Source organism: Streptomyces sp. BPTC-684 (assembly GCF_030028635.1).
Lineage (GTDB): Bacteria > Actinomycetota > Actinomycetes > Streptomycetales > Streptomycetaceae > Streptomyces > Streptomyces noboritoensis.
Map to the genome: position 1 here is coordinate 1,642,583 of NZ_CP124863.1, position 18,139 is coordinate 1,660,721.

Consider the following 18,139-nt stretch of genomic DNA (forward strand, 5'->3'; position numbering starts at 1 on the left):
AGTGAGAGCCATGACCGAAACGCCCGTGCACCCCGCCCTCTGGCCCGCCCCCGTCGCGAGCGGAGCCGTCGACGCGACGGTCACCGTGCCCGGATCCAAATCGGTCACCAACCGTGCGCTGGTGCTGGCCTCGCTCGCCGCCGAGCCCGGCTGGCTGCGCCGCCCCCTGCGCTCCCGCGACACCCTGCTGATGGCCGAGGCGCTGCGCGCCCTCGGCGTCGGCATCGAGGAGACCGTGTCGTCCAGCTCCTCCGCCGCGGGGCCCCGACGCCTCCGGCGAGGCCTGGCGCGTGATCCCGGCGGGTCTGCACGGCCCCGCCACGATCGACGTCGGCAACGCCGGTACGGTCATGCGCTTCCTGCCCCCGTCGCCGCCCTCGCCGACGGCCCCATCCGCTTCGACGGCGACCCCCGCTCGTACGAACGGCCCCTGAACGGCGTGATCGACGCGCTGCGCGCGCTCGGCGCCCGGATCGACGACGACGGCCGGGGCGCGCTCCCGCTCACCGTGCACGGCGGCGGCGCCCTCGACGGCGGCCGGGTCCGCATCGACGCGTCCTCCTCGTCGCAGTTCGTCTCCGCCCTGCTGCTCTCCGCGCCCCGCTTCAACCAGGGCGTGGAGGTGCGGCACACCGGCGCCTCGCTGCCGTCCATGCCGCACATCCGGATGACCGTCGACATGCTGCGCTCGGTCGGCGCGCAGGTGGACGAGCCGGAGACCGGCGGCGAGCCGAACGTGTGGCGGGTCTCGCCGTCCGCGCTGCTCGGCCGCGATCTCACCGTCGAGCCGGACCTCTCCAACGCCCAGCCGTTCCTGGCGGCCGCCCTGATCACCGGCGGCAAGGTGACGATCCCGGACTGGCCGGAGCGCACCACCCAGCCGGGCGACCAGCTGCGCCGGATCTTCACCGAGATGGGCGGTTCCTACGAGCTCACCGAGCGCGGCCTGGTCTTCACCGGCTCCGGCTCGATCCACGGCATCGACGTGGACCTGAGCGAGGTCGGCGAGCTCACCCCGGGCATCGCGGCGGTCGCGGCGCTCGCCGACTCGCCCTCGACGCTGCGCGGCGTGGCCCATCTGCGCCTGCACGAGACGGACCGCCTGGCGGCCCTCACCAAGGAGATCAACGAGCTCGGCGGCGACGTCACCGAGACCGCCGACGGTCTGCACATCCGCCCGCGCCGGCTGCACGGCGGCATCTTCCACACGTACGACGACCACCGGATGGCCACGGCCGGGTCGATCATCGGCCTCGCCGTCGAGGGCGTCCAGATCGAGAACGTGGCGACGACCGCCAAGACCCTGCCGGACTTCCCGCGGATGTGGACCGACATGCTGACCGGGGCCGGAAACTGAGCGGGGCCTGAGCAGATGCGCCGCTACGGCAAGAACCCCGACGAGGACGACATCCGGGTCCGCCCGAACCGCAAGGGCAACCGTCCCCGCACCAACATCCGCCCCAAGCACGAGGACGCCTCGGAGGGCATGGTCCTCACCGTCGACCGGGGCCGCCTCACCTGTCTCGTCGAGGACCGTACGATCCACGCCATGAAGGCCCGTGAGCTGGGCCGCAAGGCCGCGGTGGTGGGCGACCGGGTCATGATCGTCGGTGATCTCTCGGGCGACAAGGACACCCTGGCGCGCATCGTGCGCATCTCGGAGCGCACCTCGGTGCTGCGCCGCACGGCCGACGACGACGACCCGTTCGAGCGGGTGATCGTCGCCAACGCCGACCAGCTGGCCATCGTCACCGCGCTCGCCGACCCCGAGCCGCGCCCGCGCATGATCGACCGCTGTCTGGTCGCGGCGTACGACGCGGGCCTCTCGCCGCTGCTCGTGCTCACCAAGTCGGACCTCGCCCCGGCGGACGAACTCCTGGAGATGTACGGGACGCTGGGCGTCCCCCATGTCGTCACCTCGCGCGAGGAGCTCTACAACGGCGACGCGGCGGACCGGGTGCGCGAGCAGCTCGACGGCAAGGCCACCGCCTTCGTCGGCCACTCCGGAGTCGGCAAGACGACCCTGGTCAACGCGCTGGTCCCGGAGGACCGGCGCCGCATCACCGGCCACGTCAACGCGGTCACCGGCCGCGGCCGCCACACCACCACCTCCGCGCTCGCGCTGCCGCTGGCCAGCGAGAACGGCGGCTGGGTGATCGACACCCCGGGCGTACGGTCGTTCGGCCTGCACCACGTCGACCTGTCCCGGGTCATCCTCGCCTTCCCGGACCTGGTGCCGGGCACCGAGAACTGCCCGCGCGCGTGCAGCCACGACGAGGCGGAGTGCGCGCTCGACGCCTGGGTGGCGGAGGGCCACGCCGACCCGGCCCGGCTCTACTCGCTGCGCCGCCTCCTCGCCACCCGGGAGCGACACGAGGGCGACTGACAGGAACCCGGGTGCCCGTCCGGGCGCGAGGGATCCGGCCCCCGTGCATAATCGCATCCAGCAATGACGAGCAGTCACTTAGGCGTTGTGGGAGGCCCTGGACATGGCGTGGCTGCTGGTGGTGGTCGCCGGAATCCTGGAGACGGGGTTCGCCGTCTGTCTCAAGCTGTCGCACGGCTTCACCCGGCTCGGCCCGACCATCGCCTTCGCGGTCTTCGCGCTCGGCTCCTTCGGCCTGCTGACCCTCTCCCTGAAGAAGCTGGACGTGGGTCCGGCGTACGCGGTGTGGACCGGCATCGGGGCCGCGGGCACCGCGATCTACGGCATGGTCTTCCTCGACGACGTGGTCTCCACGCTGAAGCTGGTGTCGATCTCGCTGGTGATCGTGGGCGTGATCGGCCTCCAGATCTCGGGCTCGGCGCACTGACGCCGCGCTTTTGTCGTTACGGCACCGGCCGCATCGGCGTGCGGGCGAGCACCGCGCGGACCTGGGCCGCGTGCCCGCCCCGCCGTGCGGCCCGGGCAGGCTCGGATCCGGCGCCAGCACGTACGACAGGGCGAGCCGCACCACCGTCTCGCAGCAGCGCGCCAGCTCCACCGGCTCCACCGCGGGCAGCTCCTTCTCCAGCACCGCGAGCGAGCGGTCCTGTACCGTCGCCACCAGCTCGGACGGACCCGGAACCCCGGCGTCCGCGCGCCGCTGCGCCGGTACCGGAGAGTGCGCGCCGAGCGTGCGGTGTGCGCGCGGGGCGGGCAGCCGCTCGCCCCAGCAGCCGGTGAGCAGCGCCCGGATCAGCGCGCTGGTGCGGGCCGAGCGCACGGTCCACTCGGCGAGCGCGACCAGCCGGTCGGCCGGGACCGCCCGCTCGGCGAGGACGCGGTCGACCCCGCGCAGATAGACGTCGGCCTCGCGCCGCACCAGGGCGCGGGCGAGGCCCTCCTTGCTGCCGAACTCGTTGTAGAGCGTCTGCCGGGACACCCCCGCGGCCGAGGCCACGTCCACCATCCGCACCGCCGACCAGGGCCGTGCGGAGAGCGCCGCGACAGTGGCGTCCAGTAAGGCTTCCCGCGCTGTGGGCATCGCGCCTCCTCGAGCCGTGCGAGCGGCTCGTCCTCAGGGTTGACGCGCACCCCGCACTGTCAATAGCCGCGGCGGGCGGTACGGGACACCGCCGGTGTCCGCATCCCGGGCCGTGTGGTCGCCGGAGGTGCTGGTCGATACGGTGGTGGCCATGCCCGACTACCACGATGATCTGCGTCTCGCCCACGTCCTCGCGGACGCCGCCGACGCCGCCACGATGGACCGGTTCAAGGCGCTCGACCTGAAGGTCGAGACCAAGCCGGACATGACGCCGGTGAGCGAGGCCGACAAGGCCGCCGAGGAGCTGATCCGCGGCCATCTCCAGCGGGCACGGCCACGGGACGCGATCCTGGGCGAGGAGTACGGCCTGGAGGGCACGGGTCCGCGCCGCTGGGTGATCGACCCGATCGACGGCACCAAGAACTACGTGCGCGGGGTGCCGGTCTGGGCGACGCTGATCGCGCTGATGGAGGCGGGTGAGGGCGGCTACCGGCCGGTGGTCGGCGTGGTGTCGGCGCCCGCCCTGAACCGGCGCTGGTGGGCGGCGAAGGGGCACGGCGCGTACACCGGCCGCAGCCTGTCGCAGGCGACCCGGCTGAAGGTCTCCAGCGTGTCGAAGCTGGCGGACGCGTCGTTCGCGTACTCCTCGCTGAGCGGCTGGGAGGAGCGCGGCAAGCTCGACGACTTCCTGGATCTGACCCGGGCGTGCTGGCGCACGCGCGCGTACAGCGACTTCTGGCCGTACATGATGGTCGCCGAGGGGTCGGTGGACATCTGCGCCGAGCCGGAGCTGTCGCTGTGGGACATGGCGGCGAACGTGATCGTGGTGCAGGAGGCGGGCGGCGTCTTCACCGGTCTGGACGGTCAGGAGGGCCCGCACAGCGGCAACGCGGCGGCCTCCAACGGCCTGCTCCACGACGAGCTGCTGAACCACGTGGGCACGGCGGACTGAGGCGGCGGGCGGGGCGGACCGGGGCGCGTCCCCGGCGCGGTCGCGCCGCTGGGGCGCGAGAGGGGCGTGGGTCGTAGTTTTACGCGCCCCTCAACTGACCTCTACCACCCTCTTGTTGACGCGCACCCCGTGATGCGACTCTAGGAGTCCCCCCACTTGTGAACTTGTGAAACCGTTCTCGTTCCCGTACTTCCGTACGGGCCACGGGGTTCACCAAGGAGGTGGCTCCATCCATGCTCGTCCGTGACGCCATGAGCACGGTGGTCCTCACCATCGGACCCGCCCACACCCTCCGCCAGGCGGCCCGGCTGATGGCCGCGCGCCGCGTCGGAGCGGCCGTCGTCCTCGACCCCGACACCAGCGGGCTCGGCATCCTCACCGAGCGCGACATCCTCATCTCCCTGGGCCAGGGCCAGGACCCGGACCGCGAGACCGCGGGCACGCACACCACCACCGACGTCGTGTTCGCGGCGCCGGGCTGGACCCTGGACGAGGCCGCCGACGCGATGTCGCACGGCGGCTTCCGGCACCTGATCGTCCTCGACGGGGCCGGCCCGGTCGGCGTGGTCTCGGTCCGCGACATCATCCGCTGCTGGGCCCCGACCCGGCGCCACCCGGCCGAACTGGTCGGCTGAACCGTCCGGCGCCCGCGCACGCGCGGAGGGCCGGCCCCGCGGGGATCCGGCCCTCCGACTGCCTACGACAAGCGATCCAGTGCTGTTCAGCCGCGCAGGGCCTGGACCGCGGCCTCCAGCCGCTTGCCGAAGTCTGTGTCCGCCTTGCGGAAGTTCTCGATCGCGCGCTCGGCGATGTCGTCGCGCGAGACCTTGGCGATGAACCCGGAGAGGTTCTCGATCAGACGGGCCTTCTCGTCCTCGGAGAACATCCGGTACAGGGTGCCCGCCTGGACGAAGTCGTCGTCCTCGGCGTGGACCGGGGCCGCGTGGTTGCCCGTCGCGTCGGCGACCGGAACCGGCTGCCACAGCGGACGGCCCGTCTGGTGCGGGCCGCCGAAGCTGTTCGGCTCGTAGTTCTTCGCGCCCTTGTGGCGGCCGTCGTACAGGAAACCGTCACGGGAGTTGGTGCGCGCCTCGGTGGCGTGCGGGCGGTTCACCGGCAGGTGGTCGGCGTTGATGCCGACGCGGTAGCGGTGGGCGTCGCCGTACGCGAAGAGGCGGCCCTGGAGCATCTTGTCCGGCGAGGGTCGATCCCCGGCACGAAGTGCGCGGGGCTGAAGATGGACTGCTCGACCTCGGCGAAGACGTTCTCCGGGTTGCGGTTGAGCTCCAGCTTGCCGATCTGATCGGCGGGTAGTCCTCGTGCGGCCACACCTTGGTGAGGTCGAACGGGTTGAAGCGGTAGGCCGCCGCGTCGCCGCGGGCATGATCTGCACCTGGACCGTCCAGCTCGGGAACTCGCCGCGCTCGATGGCCTCGCGCAGGTCGCGCTGGTGGCTGTCGGGGTCCTCACCGGCGAGCTTGTTGGCCTCGGCCTGGGTGAGGTTCTTGATGCCCTGGTCGGTCTTGAAGTGGTACTTGACCCAGAAGACCTCGCCCGCCTCGTTGTTCCACTGGTACGTGTGCGAGCCGTACCCGTTCATGTGGCGCAGCGTGGCCGGGATGCCGCGGTCACCGAAGAGCCAGGTCACCTGGTGCGTCGACTCGGGGCTCAGACCCCAGAAGTCCCAGACGTTGTCGGCCTCCTGGGAGCCCGTGTACGGGTCGCGCTTCTGGGTGTGGATGAAGTCGGGGAACTTGATGGCGTCCTTGATGAAGAAGACGGGCGTGTTGTTCCCGACCAGGTCGTAGTTCCCCTCCTCCGTGTAGAACTTCAGCGCGAAGCCGCGCGGGTCGCGCACGGCGTCGGCCGAGCCGAGGCTGCCGGCCACGGTGGAGAAGCGCAGGAACGTCTCGGTCTGCTTGCCGACCTCGGAGAGGAACTTCGCGCGCGTCCACTGCGTGACGTCGCGAGTGAGCGTGAAGGTACCGTACGCGCCCGCACCGCGCGCGTGGACTATGCGCTCCGGGATGCGCTCCCGGTTGAAGTGCGCGAGCTTCTCCAGGAGCAGCTGGTCCTGGACGAGCACCGGGCCGCCGACGCCGGCGGTCTCGCTGTTCTGGTTGTCGGCTACCGGTGCGCCGGCCTCCGTGGTGAGCGGTCCCTGCGTCACGTGCGCCTCCTGCGTCATTACCTGCAAGTCCTGTCCCTTGGCGTTTACCCTTCCCGATCCTACAATGGACATTGTCTAAGTCAAGTGACCATCCAAAGTCACACCCGTTCGGGATAGCGCTCCCCCGACTGTTAGGCTGGCCCTTATGAGTGACCTCCTGGAACGACTTCGCGGACGCGGCTGGCGCATGACCGCACAGCGGCGTGTCGTGGCCGAGGTCCTCGACGGGGACCACATGCACCTGACGGCGGACGAGGTCCACGCGCGTGCGGTGGCCAAGCTGCCCGAGATCTCCCGCGCGACCGTCTACAACACGCTGGGCGAGATGGTGACGCTGGGCGAGGTCATCGAGGTCTCCACGGACCGCCGCGCCAAGCGGTACGACCCGAACGCGCACCGGCCGCACCAGCACCTGGTCTGCGCCCGGTGCGGCGCGATCCGCGACGTCCACCCCACGGGCAACCTGCTCTCCGACCTCCCCGCGACGGAACGCTTCGGCTTCACGATCTCGGACGTCGAGGTCACGTACCGGGGCGTCTGCCCGGACTGCGCGACGGCCTAGAGCGGCCGGCGGGCGCGGATTCCGGGTGCGGACCGTGCGTGGCTGGTCGCGCAGTTCCCCGCGCCCCTTACGGGGCGCGCCATACCCGGAAATGCCTCAGCTTGATCTTTAAGTCTTCAACCGAACGTGCTCTCCGAAGGTGTCAGCCCGTTTCACGGTTTTGCCGACGTCGTGCCTGGTGGCGGGCCGTCTGTTCTTGGATCCGGTCGGCCCGGGCCGGGGTGGGGTTCGGGGCCCGGGCCGGGCATGCGAGGTGCGGGCGGAGGTTCCGAAACCCTCGCCGGACCCGGCCGGGGTAAGGCGGCCGGGCTCGGCGGGCTTCTCCCAGGGACGCCGGAGGTCCGCGGCGGCAGCGCGCAGGAGCCGTAGTTGGGTGTGGGCGGCGATGATGAGCCAGGTCCAGCGGTCGGCGGCCTCGGGAGTGCGGAGCTTGGGGCGGCTCCAGCCGAGCGTTGTCTTGATCATGCGGAAGGTGTGTTCCAGGTCGAAGCGGCGCAAGAACGCCTGCCAGCGGAGGTCGACGTCCGTGCCGGTCAGACCCGTCTTGGAGGACCACAGCCAGACCGGAACGGGGGCAGCGTCGCCGGGCAGGTGGTCGACTTCGAGCCGGATCAACGTGCCGTTGAGTACGGGGAGTTCGCCGTTGTGGTCGATCCAGGCGGACAGGTGACGCAGCCGGGGGTGAATGTGGTCCCAGGCCATGGTGCGGGCCTGTCCGTAGCGTTCGGTGGCCTGTGCGGTGGCTGCGTCCGGCTCGCCCCAGGTCTGCGGCTTGGCCAGGCGGAACTCCGGGCCGTGTTTGGGGATCCTCCCGCCCTGCGGCAGCGCGGTCGTCCGTGTCGGGGGACGACGCATCACGCGGTCCGAGCGCAGTCGCCCCAGTACTTCCACGGGCAGGTCACCAAGGAGGTAGGCCAGGCGCGGGGCGTCGTAGCCGGCGTCGCAGACGATCAGGATGTCCGCATCGCCCTCGCGCCACCGCTCCTGGGAGATCAAGTTCTGCACGACCCTGCGCAGTTGGACGGCGGTGACCTCGGCCGCGTCGTCGGCGGGGCCCAGCCGGACGGCATCCAGGAGCTGGCACCACGAGGTCCGCCCGCTCTCCAGCGCGGCGACGAAGGAGTACGGCCACCCCGGGACAAGCTGGTCCGAGGCGCGGCCGCTGCGGCCGTAGACATGGCAGAACAGACGCTCCGGGCTGCAGGGTGCGTCCGGGCGCAGCCAGTTGGTCACATCCACCGCCAGCACGAGGCGTCCGTCCGCGGCCTGTGGCTGCGGCAGCGCGGCCAGCAGTCGGCCGAGCCGGGCAGTGTCGATCCGCCCGCGGTTCAGCGCGTCAACATGGCGCCGTGCCCACGCCGGTGCTCGGCGGTCAGGGTCAGGTCCACCGGTGTGGTCACCGGGCCCCTCGACGCACAGCAGCGCGTCGGTGAGCTCGAAGAGCGCGTCGCCCCGCGCAGTCAGCATGGAAGATGTCCCGGAAGTGTGACGCCCAGGCGAACGCGTCCCGCCGGACCCCATGTTGCAGCACACTCATGTCCACGGCCTTCGTACTGGTCCCATGTGTTTCTTGATCCGGGACACAGGATCAGGCGAAGCCGCCCTGACATGCGGGAAATACCCAGCCGAGCGAACGCGTACCAGAACCGTTCGACAGCAGCACTTAAAGATCAAGTCAGGGCCCGGATCCATTGGATCCGGGCCTGAATACTGTAGCGGGGACAGGATTTGAACCCGCGACCTCTGGGTTATGAGCCCAGCGAGCTACCGAGTTGCTCCACCCCGCGTCGGTGAACCCAACAGTACGTCACCGCGCGGACCAGCGCAAACCTGATCGGCGCACCTCGGCTTGCGCGACGCTCAAGCCGTCAGCTCCTGATGCAGAGCCTCCCGCAGCCGCGCCGCCTGCTCCGCCACCTCCGCCGGCCCCAGCTCCACGGCCCGGGCGCACCACCGCTGCCCCTCCGCCAGCTCCCCGCACCGCGCGGCCAGCAGCGCCAGCCGCAGCGCCGCGCGCCCGTGCCCGCGTGGGCGGCCCGGGTCCACCACAGCGCGGCCTCCCGCTCCCGCCCCTCGCGGGCGAGCAGCAGCCCGAGGTTGAAGGCGCCGTTGCGGCTGCCCGCCTCGGCCGCCTCCCGGTACCAGCGCGCGGCGCCCTCCTGGTCGCCCCGGGCCGCCGCGAGCATGCCGACGGGACCTGGGCCCGCCGGTGCCCCTGCCCGGCCGCCCGCTCGTACCACTCCTCGCACTCCGTCTCTCGGCCACCGGCTCGCCGAGCACCGGCGCGCCTGGCGGCGGCTGGCGCGCGTCGAGCACGGTGGCGAGCCGGAACGCCGCCTCCGCTGCCGCCGCCCGCCGCGCACCGCAGGTGCTGCTCGGCGGCCGCCTCCTCGCCGTCCCCGAGCAGCGCCATGCCGACCTGGAGGGCCGCCTCGGTGTGCTGGGCGCCGCCGCCCGCTCGTACCACTTCAGGGCGGCGCGGTCGTCGTCGCGGCTGGCGAAGAGGATGCCCAGGTTGAAGGCCGCGTCCATGCCCGCCTCGGCCGCCTTGGAGAACCACGGCTCGGCCCTGGTCGCGTCGCCGGCCTGGAGCAGCAGCACGGCGAGCGCGTTGGCCGCCTCGCGGTGCCCCGCGCAGGCGGCGCGCCGGACCACTGCTCGGCCCGCGCGGTCCGCTCCTGGGCGGCGCACGCAGCGCCAGGTTGTACGCCCCGTTGTCGTCCTCGGCGTCCATCGCCGCCCGGTACCAGCGCTCGGCGGTCGGTGTCTCGCCCTGGGCCGCGTGCAGCGCGCCCAGCGCGTTGGCGGCGTTGCCGTCGCCGTCCTGGGCGGCCTGCAGCCACCACACGGCCGCGCTCTCCTCGTCGCCCGCGTCCCGCAGCAGGAACCCGAGCGCGCAGGCCGCCTTGGCCTCGCCGTCCTTGGCCGAGGTCAGGTACCAGCGCCCGGCCTCCTTCAGCTCGCCGCGCTTCTCCAGGATCGCGCCGAGGTGCAGCGCGGCTCGCCGGTGGCCGCGCGCGGCGGCCTGGCGGTACCACTGCTCGGCCTCGGCGCCCTTGGCCTCGGCGTCCGGCTCGGCCTCGACAGCGATGTCGGACTTCCCGCTGTCGCGCTCGGCGCGCTGGTCGATCAGCCGGGCGAGGCGGTACGCGGCTTCCCGGTGGCCCTGTTCGGCGGCGGCGCGCAGCCAGCGCTCGGCGCCCACGTCGCTGCGGTGCTCCAGCAGGTCCGCCAGGGCGTACGCCCCCAGTGCGTGGCCCTGCTCGGCGGACTGGCGCAGCCAGTACTCGGCCGCCGGCTCGTCGCCGCGCTCGCGGTAGTGCCGGCCCAGCGCGTGCGCCGCGGCGGCGGCCGCGACGGCGGCGATGCGCCACCATCCGGCCGCCTCGTCCGCGTAGCCGCGCCGGTGCAGCAGCACGCCCAGGTTGTTGGCCGCGGCGCGGTCGCCCTCGGCGGTGGCGCCGCGCAGATAGGGCTCGGCGCTGTCGAGGTCGCCGCGGCGCAGCAGCAGGGATCCGAGAACGCTCATGGACGCGGCGTCGCCGCCGTCGGCAGCACGCCGGTGCCGTGCCTCGGTCTCGGCATCGGCGGCGTCATCGGAGCGCATCTGCGCAAACCGCCCTGTCTCCACCAGAGTTGCCTTGTCCCCCATAAATACCATCGTCGCACCACCCGCAACCGCCGTACACCTGGTATACCGCAGCCAGTGAGGTCACTTCAGCGTTTTGTCGACATGCCCACAGAGAGATAAGCCAAACGCAGCAGGGCACATCCCGGACACGGACGAGGGCCCGGATCCTGATGCCGGGCCCTCGTCCGTGAGTAGCGGGGACAGGATTTGAACCTGCGACCTCTGGGTTATGAGCCCAGCGAGCTCCGAGCTGCTCCACCCCGCGTCGGTGAATACAACGTATCACGACGCGGAACGGAGCCTTGACCGGTTTACCCGCCGCTGCCGGACCCCCGGTCGCCCCCTTGGCCTTGGCCCGGCGTCGGCGGCCCGCTGGAGCGCCGCCTGGAGCTCCTGCTGGGCCTTGCCGTACGCCGCGAAGTCGCCCTTCTGCAGCGCCTTCTGGCCGTCGTCCCAGGCCTTCTGGGCGTCCTTGATGGCCTGCTCCACCGTGGCGTTCGTCCCGGTGGACGGCGGCTTGGTGGTGTCCGTCGGCGGCTTGGTCGCGGGCGGCGGCTCGGGCCTTCCACGCCGAACACCGCGTTCAGCGCCTGCGCCAGGGTGTCCTTGAAGACGGTCTTGTCCCCGTAGGAGACGCCGACCTTCTTCAGGAGCGGGTAGTTGGCGGAGCCACCGCGCGCGTACACCGGCTCGATGGCAGGAACCCGCCGCCCAGCGGCACGGTCAGCAGATTGCCGTAGTCGATCTCGGAGTCGCTGCCGCGCAGGTTCCGTACGAACTCGGCGACCTCCGGCAGACCGTTCAGCTTGCTCTGCACCTGTTGCGGGCCCTGGACGTTGTCCGTGACCCTGAGCAGTCTGATCGTGCCGTAGTCCTTGCTGGCCGCGTCCGCGTCGATCGCCATGAACCCGCCGAGGTTCGGCCGTCCGTTCGGCGTGAACGTCGTGGTCAGGGAGAACTTCTTCCCCTGCGTCTCGGCGCCCGGCATCTTCATCGACAGGTAGTACGGCGGAACCGCGACGCCGTCCTTGTTGGTCGGGTCGTCCGGCACCTGCCAGGCGTCACTGCCGCTGTAGAACTGCGCGGGGTTGGTGACGTGGTAGCGGGTGAGCAGCTCGCGCTGGACCTTGAACATGTCCTGCGGGTACCGCAGGTGGGCCAGCAGCTCCGGGGAGATGTCGGTCCTCGGCTTCACCGTGCCCGGGAACGCCTTCATCCAGGTCTTCAGGACCGGGTCCTTGGTGTCCCACTGGTACAGCGTGACCGTGCCGTCGTACGCGTCGACGGTGGCCTTCACCGAGTTGCGGATGTAGTTGACCTGGTTCTGCTGGGCCACCACCGCGCGCTGGCGGGTGGTCAGCGAATCCGCCGTCGTCTCACCGAGCGTCGTACGCGAAGCGTACGGATAGCCGTTGGTCGTGGTGTACGCGTCGACGACCCACTGGATCCGCTTGCCGATCTTGGCCGGGTACCGGTCGCCGTCGATGGTCAGCCACGGGGCGACCGCCTCCACGCGCTGCTTCGGGGTGCGGTTGTAGAGGATCTTCGAGCCCTCGCCGATGGCTCCCGAGTACAGGATCTGCGGCTCGCTGAAGGCCACCGCGTACGCGGCGCGGTTGAAGGGGTTGGAGAGGCTGACGCCGCCCTTGCCCTTGAAGCTCGTCGTCTCCTGGCCCTTGCCCTCGGCCTCGTAGTCGAGCTCCTTCTGCGGACCGCCGACGATCGAGTACTGCTCGGTCTTCTCGCCGTAGTAGATCCGCTGCTCGTAGCCGTCGAACAGGCCTGTGGTGGGCAGACCGGACTCGGTGAAGTCCGGCGAGCCGTTGGAGTCCACGCTGGTGCCCTTGGCCGCGATCACCGGTAGCCGTGGGTGTAGGTGAAGTGGTCGTTGATCCAGTTGCGCTTGTCGATGCCGTTGAGGTTCAGCTCGCGCAGACCGACGACCGTGTCCTGCTCCTTGCCGTCCTTGTCCGTGTAGCGGTCCACGTCCAGCGGTACGGCGAACTGGTAGTACTTGCGCTCCTGCTGGAGCTGCTGGAAGGCGGGGGTGACGACATTGGGGTCGATCAGCCGGTAGCTGGCGGCCGTGTCGGCGTCCGCGCGCAGCTTGGCGTTGTCCTCCGCCGCGGTCGTCCCCTTGTAGTCCTTCACCTCGGTGGCGTCGATGCCGTACGCCTTGCGCGTGGCGTCGATGTTCTTCTGGATGTACGGCGCTTCCTTGGCCTGCTCGTTCGGCTGGACCTGGAACTTCTGGACGATCGCCGGGTAGAGCCCGCCGATCAGGATCGCCGAGAGGACCATCAGGCCGAAGCCGATCACCGGGAGCTGCCAGGTGCGGCGCCACAGCGTCGCGAAGAAGAGCAGCGCGCAGATGACGGCGATGCAGAAGAGGATCGTCTTCGCCGGCAGATAGGCGTTGGCGTCCACGTACCGCAGGCCGGTCCAGTTGCTGCTGGCCTTGAAGTCGCTGGACTTCACCGCGAGCCCGTACCGGTCCAGCCAGTACGCCACGGCCTTCAGGGCGACGAAGACGCCGAGCAGCACCGACAGGTGGCCGGTGGCCGCGCCGGTGGCGCGCGCGCCGGGGCTGGTGATCCGCAGCCCGCCGTACAGGTAGTGCGTCAGGGCGGCGGCGATCAGGAACAGCACGGTGGCCGCGAAGCCGAAGCCGACCAGGAACCGGTACCAGGGCAGGTCGAAGGCGTAGAACGACACGTCCAGGTGGAACTGGGGGTCCTTCTGCCCGAACGGCACCCTGCTGACCCACAGCAGCCAGGTGCGCCACTGCCCGGAGGCGGAGGCGCCGGCGATCAGGCCGACGAGCGCGGTGATGCCCAGGAGCAGCCACTTCTTGAACGGGGCGATGCCCATTCGGTAGCGGTCCAGGCTCTGCTGCTCCAGCGACATCGCGCTGAGCGGCGGCCGCAGCCAGTGCGCCAGCCAGATGTTCAGGCCGACGGCCACGGCCATCAGGAGACCGAAGACCGAGAACAGGCCGATCTTGGTCCACAGGGTGGTGGTGAAGACGGACGAATAGTGCACCGAGCGGTACCAGAGCCAGTCCGTCCAGAACCCGGCGAACATGACGAACGCCATGGCCAGCACGGCCAGGATGCCCAGTGTCATGAGCAGGGTCCGGACCCGGCGGGACGGCCGGCCGACTCTGATCCGTGGCCCGGACGGGCCTCCGCCGCGGTCCGGCATCTGGAAAGCCAAGGTGCGCACCTCGAAGTTCGCTGTGGATTGAGCAGGCCCCGCGATCGTAGGGCCCACTCATGCAACTTACTGAGGCTTTACTCAGTTCCCGATCCCGGGGTGAAAGAGGGCGGATGCTGGTCATGTCCAACGTTTCCCCTCCGGCCCCCGATGGCCGCGAGCCCCTCACCCGCGCAGTGCTGGAAATCGACGAGTACGCGTCCGGCCTCGGCTGGGACCAGCCGGCCCGCCTGTTCGCCCTCGTCGACACCGCCAAGCTCCGCAACCAGGAGCCGGGGCTCGCCGCCCAGCTCGGCCTCGACCAGGGCGACACGGCCGCCCAGCTGACCCCGATCGAGCAGGACGAGATCCCGGCCGGCACGGCCCTCGACCAGTTCCTGGGCACCATCGCCTGGCCGGACGCGGTGGTCGGCTGCGCGCTGACCGTGGAGCGCCTGATGCTTCCGCCGTCGGCCGAGACGTCCGTGCCCGAGGGCATGAACGACAAGCAGCTGGCGAAGTGGGTGGCCAAGCACCCGGACCGCCAGGAGGTCCGGATGACCGTGGCGGTGCTGCGCGACGGCGCCCGCGAGCCGGCGGTGCGGCTGCGCGAGAAGGACTCGCCGACCGAGGTGCTCACCGGCGCCGGTCTGGTCCCGGGCCTCGCCGAGGCGCTGGCCGCGACGTTCGCCGAGTAACGCGAGCCGCTGACGCTACGAGACGGGTGCGCCTGCGCGCGAGTGACGCGCAGACACAGTCACGCGCGCGTAGGCGCGGCCGACCCCTTACTTCTACTTCGCCGAGCAGCTCGGCAGACCGGCCGTGTCGCCCTTGCGGATCTTCTCCAGCGCCTTGGTCGCGTCGTCGATGGTGGAGACCTTCACCAGGGTCAGCCCGCTGGGCGTGTCCGAGGCGGCCGCCGCGCAGTTCTCGGCGGGCGTCAGGAAGTAGCGGGCGCCCGCGCCGCGCGCGCCGATCAGCTTCATCTCGATGCCGCCGATCGGGCCGACCTTGCCCGCGTCGTCGATCGTCCCCGTACCGGCGATGAACTTGCCGCCGGTCAGATCGCCGGGCGTCAGCTTGTCGACGATGCCGAGGGCGAACATCAGCCCCGCGCTCGGCCGCCGACGTCCGCGAGCTTGATGTCGATGGAGAACAGGAAGGTGTGGTCGGTCCCGACTGGATCCCACGACCGCCCGGTCGCCGTCCTTGGCCTTCTCCGTGGTGATCGTGACGTTCTCGCTGCCCTCGGGCTCCTTGCCCGCCTTCTCCGCCGCGGCCGCCTCCTTGGCGAGGACGACGGCGAGGACCACGTTCTGGCCCGGGCGGTGCTTGGTGACCAGCTTCGCCACGTCGGCCGGCTCCTTGACGGGCGAGCCGTCGACGGACCTGATCACATCGCCCGCGTGCAGCTTGTTCTCCGCCGGGCTGCCCTTGACCACGGACGCCACGACGACCTGGGACTTCACCGGGATCTTCAGCTCGTTGAGCGCGGCGACCTTGGCGCTCTCCTGGGACTGGCTGAACTCCTCGGCGTTCTCCTGCGAGGACTGCTCCTCGGTCTTGCCGTCCGGGTAGAGCGTGTCGTGCGGCACGACCTTGTTGTCATGGGCCAGCCAGCCGTAGACGGCCTCGACCAGGTTCATGTTGTAGTCCGCACCGGTGACCCTGACCGTCGTCATGTTGAGGTGACCGGTCGTCGGGTAGGTCTTGTGCCCGGAGATCTGCAGCACGGGCTCGCCACGCGCCTCGCCGAGGGTGTTCACCGTGGGGCCGGGCGACATCTCCGAGTACGGCACTTTGATGAGGACGCCTGCGCAGAGCAGCGCGATCAGGATCAAGGTGGAGGCGAGCATCGTCGCGGTGCGGCGTGGCATGGAACGACAGTACGGGACGTGCCGTCAGAGCACTGCCGGGGCCGGTCCGTACGGGGAGGGTCGGCATCCGCGTACCGGAAGGGCGCGAGGAGCGCGCCGGAGGGTCAGGCGGGCTCGGTTCCGGAGTGGGATTTCTCCATCGCCTCTCGGAACCGGCTGTAGCCGGCGAGTTCCGCGACGTCGCCGGTCGTGCGATTGCGGGCGGCCCAGCTCGCCCATATCGCCGCGCCGACAGCAGCGAAAAGCGGAATCAGCAGCCAGGTGAGTGCAGCCATTCCGTCCTCCGTCCCCAAATGAGCGACCACAGCTGACAGATCAGCAGATTAACCATCTGCGAGATCAACGCTCGCGCCAGGGGTGCGGTTACGCAAATCGGGGCGGATCCCCCGACAGGGTTTCAGACACCCTGACCGGGCGGCCCGTTCACCCGTTGGGGGCACCCCGGGTTCAGCAGGCGCCGACCCACTCGTCGGTTCCGTCCGAGAACTTCTGGTGCTTCCAGATCGGGACCTCGTGTTTCAGGTCGTCGATCAGCTTGCGGCACGCCGCGAAGGCCTCGCCGCGGTGCGGGCAGGAGACCGCCACGACGACCGCCAGATCGCCCACGGCCAGTTCGCCCACCCGGTGGACGGCCGCCAGCGCGCGGACCGGGAACTCGGCGACGACCTTGTCGGCCACTCGGCGCATCTCCGCCTCGGCCGTCGGATGGCACGAGTACCCGAGCGCGGCCACGTCGGCGCCGCCGTCGTGATCGCGCACGGTGCCGACGAAGAGCGCGGTGCCGCCCGCCGAGGGTCTCCCACGGCGCGGAACACCTCGTCCAGGGAGAGCGGGGTGTCACGGATCTCGAGCAGCCGGATCGGGTCGTCCGCCGCCTGCTCGCCGGGGTGGTCGGGGTGCGTCTGTGCCATGGATCCATCGTGCCGTACCGCACTGACATCGCGGTATAGCTCTTTCACCCCGTCACCGAAACCCTCCGTAGGAGGGTCCCACAGACCCCGGCGCTTGCGCGCCCTGCGGACCACCGCGGCCGCGCCCAGCAGGGCGACCGTCGCTCCGGCGGCTCCGGCGGCGGTGGCGTCCTTCCGGCCCAGCCGGCGCCCCGCCACGGTGTGTCGTCCCGCGACCTCCTCCAGGAGCTCCGCGAGGACCTCCTCGTTGGTCCACTGCGGCCGCCAGCCCGCGTCGTGCAGCCGCCCCACGCTGACCACCCAGGGGTGCATCGTGTACGCCAGGTCGCCCGCAGGGGACGGGGTGAGCCCGATCCGGTGCAGCCGGGCCGCGGCGCCGAGCGCGACCGCCGAGGCAACTCCATCCGCCGGATGCCGCTGAGCTCCTCGACCTCCTCCTGTTCGAGCCACCTGTCGCAGCCGACCGCGAACTCCCCGTCGGCCTTCTCCAGCGCCGCGTACTCCAGAGCGCTGCACAGGTCCTCGACGTGGCAGAACTGCCAGGTCGGACGGGACCCGGCGACCACCAGGAGGCGCGGCGACTCGAAGTACCGGGTGAGCGCGGTGTCGGTGCCGCCGACCAGGACGGCGGGCGACCACCGTGACGTTCAGGCCGGGGTGGGCGCGCCGGGCGCGGCGGCCCAGGCGCTCGATCTCCAGCAGGTCGCCGACGCCGGTCGCCTCGGCGGTGGCCCGCAGCTCGGCGTCCTCGGAGAGCGGGATGTCGTTGTCGGGCAGCGCCCCGTAGACCATGGCCGAGGTGCACAGCACGACCCGGTGGACCCCGGCCGCCGCGGCGGCCGTCGGCACGGTCTGCGTACCGCGTACGTTGTACGCCGTACGGGCGGCCGCGTCGGTCTCCAGGTCGAGGTCGAGCGCCAGGTGGACGACGACGTCGGCGCCGCGCAGCTTCTCGGCGATGGCCGGGTCGCGCACGTCCAGGATGTGCCAGGTGGCCTCGGACACCTCGCCCCGGCGCTCGTCGATGGCGATGACCTGCTTGATCTCCTCGGACGCGGCGAGCCGCGCGGTGAGCAGCGCGCCGATTCCGGCCGCGGCACCGGTGACCGCGACTACGGGACCCCGCGCGGCTGAGGGGGAATGGTTTCGCGCTGCGCGAACCTGCGGATCTGGGGAACTCACCGGGCGTCTCCAGCGGTTGTCTTCAGTACGTACACGAATGACGCGTACGGACCAGGTGACGTCCATCCTGCCGCAGGCCAAGAGTCGGCGGAGCACCGAGCCCTTATCCGGCCCGGATGTCTACGCTGGTGGTGTTGGTGGGCAGTCGCCGTCGGCAGGAGCCGGCGGCCCTAGGAGCCGAGGAAACCCGTG

At 71.0% G+C, this 18,139-nt stretch carries 9 protein-coding genes, 2 tRNA genes and 7 pseudogenes; 7 read left to right on the plus strand and 11 right to left on the minus strand.

All coding sequences use genetic code 11. The features are described from left to right. The first annotated feature begins 10 nt into the window (after positions 1-10). From aroA to QIY60_RS07245, 3 genes are all read left to right on the plus strand, one after another. A complete protein-coding gene (gene aroA / locus QIY60_RS07235) occupies positions 11-1,357 on the plus strand; it encodes a 3-phosphoshikimate 1-carboxyvinyltransferase (RefSeq protein ID WP_283141674.1) in 1,347 nt (448 codons plus the stop codon). A 15-nt stretch (positions 1,358-1,372) separates the two neighbouring features. Further along, the gene (gene rsgA, locus QIY60_RS07240) at positions 1,373-2,386 is read left to right on the plus strand and encodes a ribosome small subunit-dependent GTPase A (RefSeq protein ID WP_283141675.1); all 1,014 of its coding nucleotides are present in this window, start codon (positions 1,373-1,375) and stop codon (positions 2,384-2,386) included. 103 nt (positions 2,387-2,489) lie between these two features. Then, positions 2,490-2,813, plus strand: a complete 324-nt coding sequence (locus tag QIY60_RS07245; protein ID WP_266983457.1) for a multidrug efflux SMR transporter — start codon at positions 2,490-2,492, stop codon at positions 2,811-2,813. A 108-nt stretch (positions 2,814-2,921) separates the two neighbouring features. Here the strand turns inward: QIY60_RS07245 and QIY60_RS07250 are convergent. Further along, a pseudogene (locus QIY60_RS07250) lies at positions 2,922-3,467 on the minus strand (helix-turn-helix domain-containing protein); the annotation flags it as partial. A gap of 151 nt (positions 3,468-3,618) precedes the next feature. Between QIY60_RS07250 and hisN the strand changes: the two are divergent. Then, a complete protein-coding gene (gene hisN, locus QIY60_RS07255; protein ID WP_283145845.1) occupies positions 3,619-4,419 on the plus strand; it encodes a histidinol-phosphatase in 801 nt (266 codons plus the stop codon). 233 nt (positions 4,420-4,652) lie between these two features. Continuing rightward, positions 4,653-5,054 carry a CBS domain-containing protein gene (locus tag QIY60_RS07260; RefSeq protein WP_283141676.1) on the plus strand — a complete coding sequence of 134 codons (402 nt, stop codon included), beginning with the start codon at positions 4,653-4,655 and terminating at the stop codon, positions 5,052-5,054. A gap of 86 nt (positions 5,055-5,140) precedes the next feature. Here QIY60_RS07260 and QIY60_RS07265 read toward each other — a convergent pair. Further along, positions 5,141-6,607: pseudogene (locus tag QIY60_RS07265) on the minus strand (catalase). Between the two features lie 127 nt (positions 6,608-6,734). Here QIY60_RS07265 and QIY60_RS07270 point away from each other — a divergent pair. After that, positions 6,735-7,151, plus strand: coding sequence for a Fur family transcriptional regulator (locus QIY60_RS07270; protein WP_283141678.1), 417 nt, complete (start codon positions 6,735-6,737; stop codon positions 7,149-7,151). Positions 7,152-7,259: 108 nt separating this feature from the next. Here the strand turns inward: QIY60_RS07270 and QIY60_RS07275 are convergent, their stop codons facing one another. The 5 genes and pseudogenes from QIY60_RS07275 to QIY60_RS07295 form a co-directional block, all read right to left on the minus strand. Next, positions 7,260-8,618 (minus strand): NF041680 family putative transposase, encoded by a 1,359-nt coding sequence (locus QIY60_RS07275; protein WP_283141679.1) that lies wholly within the window; start codon positions 8,616-8,618, stop codon positions 7,260-7,262. Between the two features lie 246 nt (positions 8,619-8,864). Next, positions 8,865-8,938, minus strand: a tRNA-Met gene (locus QIY60_RS07280). Positions 8,939-9,011: 73 nt separating this feature from the next. Next, positions 9,012-10,812, minus strand: a pseudogene (locus QIY60_RS07285) (sel1 repeat family protein). Between the two features lie 162 nt (positions 10,813-10,974). Continuing rightward, a tRNA-Met gene (locus tag QIY60_RS07290) sits at positions 10,975-11,047 on the minus strand. A gap of 46 nt (positions 11,048-11,093) precedes the next feature. Further along, positions 11,094-13,986, minus strand: a pseudogene (locus QIY60_RS07295) (UPF0182 family protein). Between the two features lie 125 nt (positions 13,987-14,111). Between QIY60_RS07295 and QIY60_RS07300 the strand changes: the two are divergent. After that, positions 14,112-14,675 (plus strand): PPA1309 family protein, encoded by a 564-nt coding sequence (locus QIY60_RS07300; protein ID WP_283141680.1) that lies wholly within the window; start codon positions 14,112-14,114, stop codon positions 14,673-14,675. A 93-nt stretch (positions 14,676-14,768) separates the two neighbouring features. Here the strand turns inward: QIY60_RS07300 and QIY60_RS07305 are convergent. The 4 genes and pseudogenes from QIY60_RS07305 to QIY60_RS07320 all read right to left on the minus strand — a co-directional run. Beyond that, positions 14,769-15,854, minus strand: a pseudogene (locus QIY60_RS07305) (PDZ domain-containing protein). Between the two features lie 104 nt (positions 15,855-15,958). Then, the gene (locus QIY60_RS07310; RefSeq protein ID WP_283141681.1) at positions 15,959-16,129 is read right to left on the minus strand and encodes a hypothetical protein; all 171 of its coding nucleotides are present in this window, start codon (positions 16,127-16,129) and stop codon (positions 15,959-15,961) included. A gap of 172 nt (positions 16,130-16,301) precedes the next feature. Further along, positions 16,302-16,765 (minus strand): annotated as a pseudogene (locus tag QIY60_RS07315) (molybdenum cofactor biosynthesis protein MoaE). 81 nt (positions 16,766-16,846) lie between these two features. Continuing rightward, a pseudogene (locus QIY60_RS07320) lies at positions 16,847-17,947 on the minus strand (SDR family oxidoreductase); the annotation flags it as partial. Between the last annotated feature and the right edge of the window lie 192 nt (positions 17,948-18,139).